Genomic DNA, 12767 nt, shown 5'->3' with positions numbered 1-12767 from the left:
TTTATTTGTCTCGTATCGTGGCGTTGAGCTGGCGAGCCAGATGGTCCACCACCTGCGCCACGATTGCATCGGCATCGTGGTCTGTCAGGGTGCGGGAAGTATCCTGCAATTGCAGACCTAAGGCTATGCTTTTCTTGCCTTTCTCGAACTGCTTGCCGCGATACACGGACAGGACTGTCAAGTCGGTCAACAGCGCACCGGCACTCGCACGAATCACTGCGCCGATCGCATCGACCTCGGTCGCTTCATCGACGATCACCGCAACATCGCGCCGAATGGCCGGGTATTTGGAAATCTCGCGGAACTCCGGCACGCGCGCGGCGAGCGCGAGCGACGCTTCGAGTTCGAACACGATCGGCGGATATGTCAAATCCAGAGCCTTCAGGTGCTGAGGGTGCAGCGCGCCGATCCAGCCCACGGGCCGATCGCCGCGGTAGATGCGCGCGGACTGCCCCGGATGCAGCGCCGGATGCTTCTCTGCTTTGAAGCGGAATTCATCGGCGCTTCCGGACAACGCCAGCAGCGCTTCGACATCGGCCTTCACATCGAAGAAGTCGATCTTCGCGGCCTCCGCGCCCCACTGCTCGGCCAACGCGGTTCCGGATGCGAGGCCCGCAATCATTTCTGTTTCATCGCCATTGCCCGGCGCAAAGCGTCGACCGATCTCGAACAGCCGGATGCGCGATTGCTGGCGACGCTGGTTCTCGCGTGCGGCCTGAATCAGGCCCGGCCACAGCGACACGCGCATGACGGCGAGTTCCGCAGAGATCGGATTCGACAACGCCAGCGCCTTGTCAGCGAACAGGATCGACTGCCACGCAGCGTCGGTGAATGTGTAGCTGATCGCCTCGCTGTAACCGCGATCCACCAGCAGATCGGCTGCGCGCTCGTTGCGGACGCGCGTTTCCGTCCATGGATGAATGGTCTGGTCGCCGGCGGCATCCTGCTCGGGAATGTTGTCGAATCCGTAGAGTCGGGCGACTTCCTCGATCAGGTCCTCTTCGATGCTCAGGTCGAAACGCCATGACGGCGGCGTCACGAGCCACGATGCCCTGAGATCATCGCCCGGCGCCGCTTCGATCTGCATGTCCAGGTGACGCAGGCAATCGAGAATCGTGTCGTCCGGAATCTGCACGCCGAGCACGTGACGCACACGGCGGTGGCGCAGCGTGATGGCCGCTCGCGGTGCGGGGAAACCTTCGCGGCGCGTCACGACCGTCGGACCCGCCTGCCCTCCGGCGCATTCGAGCAGCAGTTGCGTGGCACGCTCGATGGCGCGCTCCTGCAATTGCGGATCGACGCCGCGTTCGAAACGCTGCGACGCGTCGGTGATCAGGCCGTAGCGGCGCCCGCGACCGGCAACGGCGTCAGGCTGGAAGAAGGCGACTTCGAGGAAGACATCCTGCGTCGCATCGCCGATGCCCGAATCCTCGCCGCCCATGACGCCAGCCATGCCGAGCGGCCCTTTCTCATCCGCGATGATGGCGACGTCGGGCGTCAGTTCGATCGTGCGCCCATCGAGCAGCTTCAGCGTTTCACCCTGGCGCGCGTTGCGCACGACGATGGCGCCGCTGAGCTGCGCCAGATCGTAGGCATGCATCGGCTGGCCGAGTTCGAGCATCACGTAGTTGGTGACGTCGACGACGGCGCTGATGGGGCGCAAACCGGCACGACGCAGCCGCTCCTGCATCCACCACGGCGACTTCGCCCCGACGTTGATGCCGCGAATCACACGGCCGGCGAACTTCGGGCAGGCATCCGTCGCTTCGAGACGAACGGGGAAGGTGTCCTGGATCGACACTGCGACAGGCGCAATCGTCGGACCCTTGAGTTGCGTACTGCGAGCGGCCGCAACTTCGCGGGCGACGCCGGCCACGCTCATGCAATCGCCGCGATTCGGCGTGAGATTCACTTCCAGGATCGTATCGTCGAGCTGCAGCGCGGCGACCAGATCCTGTCCGGTCGTCACATGCGACGGCAGATCCAGCAGACCGCTGCTCTCCTCGCTCAGGCCCAGTTCGCGGGCCGAGCACAGCATGCCGCTGGATTCGACGCCGCGCAGTTTCGCCTTCTTGATCTCGACACCGTTCGGCAGCTTCGCGCCGATCTGCGCCAGCGGCGCCTTCATGCCGACGCGGACATTCGGCGCGCCGCAGACGATCTGCAGTTCTTCGCGACCCGTGCCGACGCGACAGACATTGAGCTTCTCCGCGTCAGGATGCTTTTCGATGGAGAGGATTTCTCCCACCACGATCCCGGTCAATGCCGGACCTGCGCGGTGAATGCCCTCGATTTCCAGGCCCGCCATCGTGAGCGCATGCGCCAGCGCCGGCACGACATCGCCGGTGTCGACCCAATCGCGGAGCCATTGCAGACTGATTTTCATCGGTTCGATTCCTCAGGCGAACTGCTTGAGGAAGCGCAGGTCGTTTTCGAAATACAGGCGGATGTCGTTCACGTTGTAGCGGAGCATGGTCAGACGATCGATGCCCATGCCGAACGCATAGCCCGTGTAACGCTCCGGATCGACATTCACGGCGCGCAGCACGTTCGGATGAACGACCCCGCAACCCGCGACTTCGACCCAGCCCGTCTGCTTGCACACACGGCAACCGCTGCCGCCGCAGGACACGCACGAAATATCCACTTCCGCCGACGGCTCGGTGAACGGGAAATACGACGGACGCAGACGCATCTTCACGTCTTTCTCGAACAGCGCCTTCATGAAGCCGTGCAGGACGGCTTTCAGGTTCGCGAACGTGATGCCCTCGTCGACCACCAGCCCTTCGACCTGGTGAAACATCGGCGTGTGCGTCATGTCGGAGTCGTTGCGATACACGCGACCCGGCGCGATCACGCGGAACGGCGGCTGGCGACCCTTCATCGCACGGATCTGCACCGGCGAGGTGTGCGTGCGCAGCAGGCGGCCGTCGCCGAAATAGAACGTGTCGTGCATCGCCCGCGCCGGATGATTGGCGGGGATGTTGAGGGCTTCGAAGTTGTGCCACTCGTCTTCGATCTCGGGGCCGTCTTCGATGCTGAAGCCGGCGTTGCGGAAGATCTGCTCGATGCGGCGACGCACGCGCGTCACCGGATGCAGTCCGCCGCTGGTCTGGCCGCGTCCCGGCAGCGTGACATCGACGGCGTCGCTCGCGAGCTGCTCGGCGAGCTTCCCGGCTTCGAGTGCGGCGCGACGCTCGTCGAGCGCGGCGCTCAGTGAATTCTTCGCTTCGTTGATCTTTGCGCCCGCACTCTTGCGGACGTCGGCCGGCATCGCGCCGAGCGCCTTGAGCTGCTCGGTGATCTCGCCCTTCTTGCCCAGCAGACGGACGCGGATGGTTTCGAGGTTTTCAATGGAGGTACTGGCCGCGATCTCTGCCCGCGCGGCGTCAACCAGTGCTTGCAGATCTTTTTGCGGTTCGGTCATGCAAAGTGACGCCGGGCTCCGGCTCTCTTTTTTTGTGGGACCGGCTTTAGCCGGTCTCTGTCGGCAGGCCGGCTGAAGCCGGCCCCACAAACAGAAAAGGCTCGAGCCTTGCGGCCCGAGCCTCATCTTCCTTCTCAGGCCGCTGCAGCGCCCAGGCTGTCCTTGGCCTTCTGAGCGAGCACGCCGAACGCAGCGGCATCGTGCATCGCGATGTCCGCGAGCACGCGGCGGTCGATGGCGATGCCGGCCTTGGTCAGGCCTGCGATCAGCTTGCTGTAGGACAGGCCGTGAACGCGCGCTTCGGCATTGATGCGCGTGATCCACAGCGCGCGGAAGTTGCGCTTGTTGGTCTTGCGGTCGCGATACGCATACTGGCCGGCCTTGATGACGGCCTGCTTCGCGGCGCGGAAGACCTTGCGACGGGCGTTGTAGTAGCCCTTCGCCTTCTTGAGGATTTTCTTGTGACGGGCGCCAGCGATGACGCCTCTCTTAACGCGTGCCATGTCTCACTCCTTACTTCGCGTGCGGCAGCAGTGAATCAAGACGCGTCAGATCCTGCTTCGACACCATGCTCGGTGCGCGCAGTTGACGCTTACGCTTGCTCGTTTTGCTCGTAAGCTTGTGACGACGATGGGACTGGGATCGCTTGAATCCCTTGGCAGTGGCGCGAAAACGCTTCGCCGCTGCCCGGTTGGTCTTCAACTTGGGCATGTAAAAAACTCCACTTGTTTAGCCTTTGAAGAACGCCGTCCGGATCGCCCGGACTGCGCCTCTTGAGGCGGGACAACGATCCCCGGCCTGCGCCGGCTCCCGTTGCTCACTTGTTGTTTCGGACTCTCGACAACACCGGGATGAACCCGGCACCGCTACTTCCTTTTCGGTCCGAACATCATGACCATCTGCCGGCCTTCCATCATCGGGTTCTGCTCGACCTGCGCGTAGGGTGCGAGATCGGCCTGTACCCGGTTCAGAAGTTCCCGACCGACTTCCTGATGGGCCATTTCACGACCGCGAAACCGCAGCGTGACCTTGGCCTTGTCTCCTTCTTCGAGGAAGCGAATCAGGTTACGCAACTTCACCTGATAGTCGCCATCCTCCGTCCCTGGGCGAAACTTCACTTCCTTGATCTGAATCTGCTTCTGCTTGCGCTTCGCTGCGTGCGCCTTCTTGTTCTGTTCGAACAGGAACTTGCCGAAGTCCATGATCCGGCACACCGGCGGATCGGCAGTCGGCGACACCTCCACGAGATCCAGCTCTGCGGCCTGCGCCATGGCGAGGGCCTCGAACCGCGTCATCACGCCGGCCTGTGCGCCCTGAGCGTCGATGATGCGCAGCTTCGGCGCGGTGATCTCTTCATTGCGCCTTACGCGCTTAGCAATGGGAGCAGCGATGCGTCATACCTCCAGACTGGTCCGGCCGCGGCTCGTTACTTCAGCGGCAAACTTCCCGGCGATGACATCCAATGACATCGCTCCGAGATCTTTACCACTACGGGTGCGCACGGCCAGAGAATTAGAACCTGCCTCGCGATCACCAGCGACCAATAGGTACGGGACGCGCTGCAGCGTGTGCTCGCGGATCTTAAAGCCGACTTTTTCGTTGCGCAAGTCCGAAATCACGCGAAGCCCCTGATTTTTCAGGCTTTCGGTGACCCGGCTCACGTAGTCGGCCTGGCCGTCGGTGATATTCATGATCACGGCCTGTACCGGAGCGAGCCACAGGGGCAGCTTTCCGGCGAAATGCTCGATCAGGATGCCGGTAAAACGCTCGAGCGAGCCGAACAGGGCCCGGTGCAGCATGACCGGGACGTGCTTCTGGCCGTCTTCGCCGATATAGGTCGCCCCGAGCCGGCCCGGCATGTTCAGGTCGACCTGCAGGGTGCCGCACTGCCAGTCGCGGCCGATGGCATCGCGCAGCACGAATTCGAGTTTCGGACCGTAGAAGGCGCCCTCGCCCGGGTTCAGGGTGTAGTCGAGGTTCAACTGGGTCAGCGCGGCCTTCAGGGCGTCTTCCGCCTTGTCCCAGACTTCGTCCGAACCGACGCGTTTCGGCGGTCGATCCGAGAACTTGATGCGAACGTCGTCGAAACCGAACTCCGAATACAGCCCCAGAATCAGCTTCGTCTGGCTGACGGCCTCGTCCAGAAGCTGATCCATCGCGCAGAAGGCGTGGCCGTCATCCTGAGTGAACGCCCGGACGCGCATCAGGCCGTGCAAGGCACCCGACGGCTCGTAACGATGCACCTTGCCGAATTCGCAGAACCGCACCGGCAGGTCGCGATAGCTCTTCAGGCCCTGATTGAAGATCTGCACGTGGCCCGGGCAGTTCATGGGCTTCAGGCAGTACTTGCGCTCTTCCGGCACCTTCACGAAGAACATGTTTTCGCCGAAGGTTTCGAGATGACCGGAGCGTTCCCAGAGCTTCTGGTCCACGACTTCCGGCGCGCTGACTTCCTGCCAGCCGGCCGCGCCCTGGTACTGGCGCATATAGGCGATCAGGGACTGGAACAGCGACCAGCCCTTCGGATGCCAGAACACGGCGCCGGGTGCTTCTTCCTGGAAATGAAACAGGTCCATTTCCCTGCCGATCTTGCGGTGATCGCGCTTCTCGGCCTCTTCGAGCCGGGTGAGATACGCCTTGAGCGCCTTCTCGTCGGTCCACGCGGTGCCGTAGATGCGCTGAAGCATTTCGTTGCGCGAATCGCCGCGCCAGTACGCGCCCGCCAGCTTGGTCAGCTTGAACGCGCGCAGGAAGCGGGTATTCGGCACGTGCGGACCGCGGCACATGTCGACGTATTCTTCATGGTGATACAGGCCCATCGCCTTTTCGTCGGGCATGCCATCGACCAGGCGCAGCTTGTAGTCCTCACCGCGTTCCTTGAAGACCTGGATGACCTGCTCGCGCGGCGTCACTTTCTTGATGACGTCGTAGTCCTTCTGCACGAGTTCACGCATCCGGTTTTCGATCGCTTCCAGATCGGCCGGCGTGAAGGGACGTTCGTAGGCAATGTCGTAATAGAAACCGTCTTCGATCACCGGACCGATCACCATCTTCGCAGTCGGATAGAGCTGCTTCAGCGCATGCCCCAGCAGGTGCGCGAACGAGTGACGGATGATCTCGAGACCTTCCTGGTCCTTCGGCGTGATGATCTGGACTTTCGAGTCCTTGTCGATCGGATCGCAGGCGTCGACCAGCCTGCCGTCGACCTTGCCGGCCACCGTCGCCTTGGCGAGTCCCGGTCCGATGTCGGCCGCAATCTGTGCGACGGTCACCGCCCCCGGATAAGTCCGTTGACTGCCGTCTGGAAGAGTAATGACAGGCATACAGGTGTACTTAGGGCCTTCGCCGGGAAAAAAAAGCGACGCCGGGCGTCGCTGTTTGTTTCACTTTCGCTGGGCCATCGCTCCGGCGACAAGATTTTGGTGCGCGCGACAGGGATCGAACCTGTGACCCCCACCATGTCAAGGTGATGCTCTACCGCTGAGCTACGCGCGCAGGAAAAAGGGTGCGCAAGGATAGCGATGCATTGCGGCAGAGGCAAGGAAGGTGGCGTCGCAGCAGTCCTTCCCGCACGGATGACAAGCGACCCTGGATTCAGGGATTGCCTAACCCGCCTTCAATCCCGGCGGCAGTCCCAACTCGACATTGCGCAGCTTCTGGATCTCGTCGCGCAGTCGCGCCGCCTCTTCGAATTCCAGGTTGCGCGCGTGCTTGAGCATTTCCTGCTCCAGCTTCTTGATGCGCTTGAGCGCCTGTTCCGGCGTCAGCGAGCGGTAGTCGCTCCCTGCCTCCGCCACCTTGGCGGTGCGGAATTCCGGCGCGACATAGGCGCCTTCCATGATGTCCGCCACCGCCTTCTGGATGCCGCGTGGCGTGATGCCGTGGGTCCTGTTGAATTCGAGCTGCTTCTGGCGACGACGATTGGTCTCGTCGATGGCCTTCTGGATCGATCCCGTCATCTTGTCCGCGTACAGAATCGCCCGGCCATTCAGATGGCGCGCTGCGCGTCCGATCGTCTGGATCAGCGAGTTCTCCGAGCGCAGGAAGCCTTCCTTGTCGGCGTCGAGAATCGCCACGAGCGACACCTCGGGCATGTCGAGCCCTTCGCGCAGCAGGTTGATGCCGACCAGCACATCGAACTTGCCGAGTCGCAGATCGCGGATGATTTCCATGCGCTCGACCGTATCGATGTCCGAGTGCAGGTACCGGACCTTCACTTTGTGTTCGTCGAGATATTCGGTGAGGTCCTCCGCCATGCGCTTGGTCAGCGTCGTGATCAGCACGCGTTCGTTGTTGTCGACGGCGAGCCGTATCTCGGACAACACATCGTCGACCTGCGTGCGCACCGGGCGAATCGTCACTTCCGGATCGACGAGGCCCGTCGGGCGCACGAGTTGCTCGACGACCTGCCCTGCATGCTGCGACTCGTAGTTCCCCGGCGTGGCCGAGACGAAAATCATCTGCGGCGCCTGCCTCTCCCACTCATCGAAGCGCAGCGGCCGGTTATCCAGCGCCGACGGCAGACGGAAGCCGTATTCGACCAGCGTTTCCTTGCGCGAACGATCGCCCTTGTACATCGCGCCGAGCTGCGGGATGGTCTGGTGACTTTCATCGACCACGAGCAACGCATTGCCCGGCAGGTAATCGAACAGGCAGGGCGGCGGCTCGCCCGGCGCACGGCCCGACAGGAACCGCGAGTAGTTCTCGATGCCGTTGCAGTAGCCCATCTCGCGGATCATTTCGAGATCGAAGCGCGTGCGCTGTTCGAGCCGCTGGGCTTCGACGAGCTTGCCGCCGTCCTTCAGCACCTGCAGGCGATCACGCAACTCCTCGCGGATCTCGTCGGCGGCGTGAATCAGCCGTTCCTTCGGCGTCACGTAGTGCGTGCCGGGGAACACCGTGTAACGCGGAATCTTGCGCAGGATCTCGCCGGTCAGCGGATCGAACATGGTGAGATTTTCGATCTCGTCGTCGAACAGTTCGACGCGCACGGCCTCGCGCTCCGACTCCGCCGGAAAAATATCGACGACGTCGCCGCGCACGCGATACGTGCCCTGCGTCAGCTCCAGATCGTTGCGCTTGTACTGCATGTCCGCGAGGCGGCGCAGGATCTTGCGCTGATCGACGCGATCGCCGCGCGACAGGTGCAGCACCATTTCCAGATAGGAGGCAGGATCGCCCAGGCCGTAGATCGCCGAGACGGTCGCGACGATGATGACATCAGGCCGCTCGAGCAGTGCCTTCGTCGCCGACAGACGCATCTGCTCGATGTGCTCGTTCACCGAGGAATCCTTCTCGATGTACGTGTCGGACGACGGCACGTAAGCCTCGGGCTGGTAGTAGTCGTAATACGAGACGAAATATTCCACCGCGTTGTTCGGGAAGAACTCCTTGAACTCGCCGTACAGCTGCGCGGCCAGCGTCTTGTTGTGGGCCAGCACCAGCGTCGGGCGCTGCACCTGCTGGATGACGTTGGCGATGGTGAAGGTCTTTCCCGAGCCGGTGACGCCCAGCAGCGTCTGGTGCGTCAGCCCCGATTGCAGTCCATCAACGAGCTTTTCGATGGCGGTGGGCTGATCGCCCGCCGGCTTGTAGCCGTCCGTGAGCCGGAATCCGGCGTCTTTGGTCGCTGTATCGGTCATGGCCAGGGAAAATGAGGGCGAGAGTGGATGGGACAAGCTTGTCAGCGAATCCTGCCAGCGCATGTCAGGGAAGAAATCCGGCCGATCCACGGCAACGAGCGACTAGAATGCCGGGGCAATTCGTTCGAACCGCGGTGCCCAAGTGAGTCTAGCAGTCTCAAAGCGCGTCCAGCGCGTCAAGCCCTCCCCCACCGTCGCCCTCACCGGGCGCGTCGCGCAGCTCAAGGCCGAGGGCAAGGACATCATCAGCCTCGGCGCCGGCGAGCCCGATTTCGACACGCCCATTCACATCTCGGATGCAGGCGTCGATGCGATCCGCAAAGGCTTCACGCGCTACACGCCGGTGGAAGGCAACGCCGAACTGAAGGACGCGATCATCGCGAAGTTCAAGCGCGAAAACGATCTGACCTACAAGCGCAGCCAGATCCTGGTGTCGACCGGTGCCAAACAGACGATCTTCAACCTGATCATGGCGCTCATCGACAGCGGCGACGAAGCCGTCATCCCGGCGCCGTACTGGGTGTCGTATCCCGACATGGTGATGCTCGCCGACGGCATCCCGGTCACGCCGTATGCAGGCCCCGACCAGGGCTACAAGATCACCCCCGCGCAGCTGGAAGCCGCGATCACGCCCAGGACGAAGCTGTTCATATTGAACAGCCCCAGCAATCCGACCGGCGCCGCGTATTCGTCGACCGAACTGCACGCGCTCGGCGCGGTGCTGCGGCGTCATCCGCAGGTCGTCATCTGCACGGACGACATGTACGAACACATTTATTGGGGCGCCGAACCTTTCGCGACGCTGGCCCAGGTCTGCCCCGATCTCCACGACCGCACCGTCACCGTCAACGGCGTCTCGAAGGCCTACGCCATGACGGGTTGGCGCATCGGCTACTGCGGCGGACCGGTCGAACTGGTCACGGCGATGGCGACCATCCAGGGGCAGAGCACGTCCAATGCCTCATCGATCGCGCAGAAGGCTGCGACCGTGGCGCTGAACGGCGATCAATCCGACGTCCACGCCATGAATCTGCATTTCAAGCAACGCCATGATTTCGTGGTGGAAGGCTTGAACAAGCTGACCGGCATCTCCTGTCTCGCCGGCGCCGGCACGTTCTACGCATTCGCGAATGTCGAAAAAGCCATGCCCCTGGTTGGCGCCCACGACGACAACGCGTTCGCCGAATACCTGCTCAATCACGCCGGCGTCGCCGTCGTGCCGGGCAGCGGCTTCGGCGCACCGGGCCACATGAGGCTTTCCTACGCCTGCAGCCTGCAGACGCTGGAAGAAGCGCTGCGCCGCATCGACAAGGCATTGCGAGCAGCACAGGCCGCCTGATCTACGGGATCGCCTGAGCTTTCGCCGCGCTGCAGCCCGTTGCCTTGACACCCCACAGGTGCTTTCCGCAGAATCGCGCGCCTTCGATTTCCCACCATGTGTTCCCCGGTAGCTCAGTGGTAGAGCGACGGACTGTTAATCCGTTGGTCGCTGGTTCGAGTCCGGCCCGGGGAGCCACTTTTCAAAGACTTACGCATCCTTCACGAGCTGCGCTGTCTAAATATCTGCCCCCCCCCCCTGTCCAATAAAATTGAGGCTGGCTCCACCTCAGGGATCGACCTGGCGGCACTGAAAAGGGCTACTGGAGCGGTCGCACGCGCACCGGCTTCCGACGATAGACGCGCTCAGTCACCTTCGGATCGAGATGCCCAGACGGCTGCTGGCGACCATATCGTCTGTATCGTCGCTGGCGTTCTTGGCTCGCAAATCGTGGAACGTGAAGGTCTTGTTTGTACGCGTTTCGTTCAATCCGTCGCAGTCGCATTTTCTGTTTGGAAGTCCCCGTTTCCTTCGCCTTTGCAAGCGTTGCCTCCGCTGCTCGCAGAAAAACCGATAGGACAGGCGGCAAGCCTCAGGACGGAAGAAACCTGGCATGGAGAATTGTCAGAAACCTTCTTGAGAGCGCAGAGAAGATGGCCTGGTTCTCGCCTCTTGAGAACCAAAGCCTCTGCGAGGTGGCGTTCCCAGTGATCGAGCGACTGTTCCGACAAATCGAGATGTCGGAATGGTTGTGCTACGAGAAGTAGTTGCGAACGCAACGGTGCACGGCTAGGCTTCGCGCCCTTGTAAATATTCTTGCGGCGAAATCCGCAGCGAAGAGAGAAGAGTTTTCCCATGTTGTCGAACGGCACAGCCATTTTCAGAACGCTACGCGATACCAATCGCGCCGCGCTCGGCTGCCCGTCGATTACGGGTAGCTGGTCACGGCCATTCGCGAAAGATTATCGCGAACACGGGATTCAACCCGCCGCCTAACCGCCTTCTCGGCTCCCAAGCCCCGAAGGCATAAGCCGGACGGGGCACCCAAAGGGAGCCAGATACCACCCGAAATCCATCGGGTTCGGTTCAAAACCCCAAAGTGTCCCGCCCACGAGGCCATGTCATCGACTGGCCCTCAATCGGATTCGTGCGCTCGCGCGTGCGCATCCCCTGCGACGCACGCCCGTCACAGGTCGCTGTTTAACAATTTGAATGATCATGGGCTCTCGCCCGAGATCTTGCACACGCGCCTGTCTTCACAGGCGGGCGGGATCGGTCTGCGCGTCCAACACGCGATTCAGATCTGCGGCGAGTTCGAAGGCGAGAGCCCAGGAGCTGGTGAGAATTTTTGAAGCACGTTCACGCGTGAGGGTCTCACTCGCTCTGAAATTCGCGGATGTAGCTCAGCCGGTAGAGCTTCTGCCTTCCAAGCAGATTGTCGTGGGTTCGATCCCCATCATCCGCTCCACATTCCGATGCATGTTGCACGCTCCTCCACGCGAGTCCGAGCGAGCGAGCATCTTAGTCGATCTGCGGATGTAGTTCAGTTGGCAGATCACGACGTCGCCAACGTCGAGGCCAGGGGTTCGAGTCCCCTCGTCCGCACCACTTCTTTCGGGCAATGAGCAGCACTGGCGACTGCATCTGGCTGTAAATCAGACGTCTCGTACACACGGGGTTCGACTCCCTCCCTGATTGCCCACCACCATTCAATGGGCCTGTAGCTCCAATTGGCAGAGCCGCTGCTTTGCAAGCAGATGGATGTGAGTTCGAATCTCACCAGGTCCACCACCTTTAGCCCGCGTAGCTCAGTTGACAGAGCAGCCGCCTTGTAAGCTCGAGGTCGTCGGTTCGAATCCGGCTCCTGCTTCCAACTTCTCCCCGCCCACCAACACAGATTTTGCGCCTGTGACGAAATGGGAAGACGCGCCGCCCTTAAAATGCGGTGACCGTAGGTTGTGTCGGTTCGATCCCGACCGCACCACTTGGATCGTTAGCTCAATTGGCAGAGCTCCCGGCTCTTAACCGGAGGGTTGAAGGTTCGACTCCTTCACGGTCCACCAATTTCCACCTTGACGCGCGGGCTCGTAGCTCAAGGGTAGAGCACCCGGCTTTTAACCGGATGGCGAGGGTTCGATCCCCTCCGGGCCCACCAGTTTTCAGGCGTCGTCTAGCGGCAGGACATCGCGCTTTGAACGCGACAACCCAGGTTCGACGAAATCGTCGGGAACGATTTCGGACAGCGATAGCTGGCGCGAACGCGCGCCGGCCATGGATGGCCAGGCGCAATCCTGGCGCCTGATCCACTGTTTCATGTCACGTTAATGCGCATTTCGCCCATGCCGGTCACCGATTTCACGTGATGCCGGTCGCGCAGTTC

The 12767-nt window shown here is 61.9% G+C and carries 8 protein-coding genes and 9 tRNA genes; 9 read left to right on the top strand and 8 right to left on the bottom strand.

Going from position 1 to position 12767, the window contains the following annotated elements:
* Position 1: 1 nt before the first annotated feature.
* The 8 genes from pheT to uvrB form a co-directional block, all read right to left on the bottom strand.
* A complete protein-coding gene (gene pheT, locus V7D81_RS01600; RefSeq protein WP_324314030.1) occupies positions 2-2386 on the bottom strand; it encodes a phenylalanine--tRNA ligase subunit beta in 2385 nt (794 codons plus the stop codon).
* A gap of 12 nt (positions 2387-2398) precedes the next feature.
* Positions 2399-3427, bottom strand: a complete 1029-nt coding sequence (gene pheS / locus V7D81_RS01595; RefSeq protein ID WP_324314029.1) for a phenylalanine--tRNA ligase subunit alpha — start codon at positions 3425-3427, stop codon at positions 2399-2401.
* Positions 3428-3561: 134 nt separating this feature from the next.
* Positions 3562-3930: a 50S ribosomal protein L20 gene (gene rplT / locus V7D81_RS01590; RefSeq protein ID WP_324314028.1), complete on the bottom strand. Its 369-nt coding sequence runs from the start codon at positions 3928-3930 to the stop codon at positions 3562-3564.
* A 10-nt stretch (positions 3931-3940) separates the two neighbouring features.
* The gene (rpmI, locus tag V7D81_RS01585; RefSeq protein ID WP_324314026.1) at positions 3941-4138 is read right to left on the bottom strand and encodes a 50S ribosomal protein L35; all 198 of its coding nucleotides are present in this window, start codon (positions 4136-4138) and stop codon (positions 3941-3943) included.
* A gap of 155 nt (positions 4139-4293) precedes the next feature.
* Entirely contained in the window at positions 4294-4818 is a 525-nt protein-coding gene (infC, locus tag V7D81_RS01580; RefSeq protein ID WP_324314169.1) for a translation initiation factor IF-3, read from the bottom strand.
* Positions 4819-4821: 3 nt separating this feature from the next.
* On the bottom strand, positions 4822-6750 hold the full coding sequence (gene thrS / locus V7D81_RS01575) for a threonine--tRNA ligase (RefSeq protein WP_324314025.1): 1929 nt from the start codon (positions 6748-6750) through the stop codon (positions 4822-4824).
* Between the two features lie 97 nt (positions 6751-6847).
* A tRNA-Val gene (locus V7D81_RS01570) sits at positions 6848-6922 on the bottom strand.
* A gap of 110 nt (positions 6923-7032) precedes the next feature.
* Positions 7033-9069 carry an excinuclease ABC subunit UvrB gene (gene uvrB, locus V7D81_RS01565; RefSeq protein ID WP_324314023.1) on the bottom strand — a complete coding sequence of 679 codons (2037 nt, stop codon included), beginning with the start codon at positions 9067-9069 and terminating at the stop codon, positions 7033-7035.
* A gap of 142 nt (positions 9070-9211) precedes the next feature.
* Between uvrB and V7D81_RS01560 the strand changes: the two genes are divergently transcribed.
* From V7D81_RS01560 to V7D81_RS01520, 9 genes are all read left to right on the top strand, one after another.
* A complete protein-coding gene (locus V7D81_RS01560) occupies positions 9212-10408 on the top strand; it encodes a pyridoxal phosphate-dependent aminotransferase (RefSeq protein ID WP_324314022.1) in 1197 nt (398 codons plus the stop codon).
* Positions 10409-10510: 102 nt separating this feature from the next.
* A tRNA-Asn gene (locus V7D81_RS01555) sits at positions 10511-10585 on the top strand.
* Between the two features lie 1194 nt (positions 10586-11779).
* Positions 11780-11855: transfer RNA gene (locus V7D81_RS01550), tRNA-Gly, on the top strand.
* Positions 11856-11919: 64 nt separating this feature from the next.
* A tRNA-Gly gene (locus tag V7D81_RS01545) sits at positions 11920-11995 on the top strand.
* An 8-nt stretch (positions 11996-12003) separates the two neighbouring features.
* Positions 12004-12092, top strand: a tRNA-Tyr gene (locus V7D81_RS01540).
* 9 nt (positions 12093-12101) lie between these two features.
* A tRNA-Ala gene (locus tag V7D81_RS01535) sits at positions 12102-12178 on the top strand.
* 196 nt (positions 12179-12374) lie between these two features.
* Positions 12375-12450, top strand: a tRNA-Lys gene (locus V7D81_RS01530).
* Between the two features lie 18 nt (positions 12451-12468).
* Positions 12469-12542: transfer RNA gene (locus V7D81_RS01525), tRNA-Lys, on the top strand.
* A 4-nt stretch (positions 12543-12546) separates the two neighbouring features.
* Positions 12547-12693 (top strand) — tRNA-Gln (locus V7D81_RS01520).
* Positions 12694-12767: the final 74 nt, after the last annotated feature.

The organism is Povalibacter sp. (assembly GCF_036735925.1).
GTDB lineage: Bacteria > Pseudomonadota > Gammaproteobacteria > Steroidobacterales > Steroidobacteraceae > Steroidobacter.
This window is presented reverse-complemented; position numbering and strand designations above follow the sequence as displayed.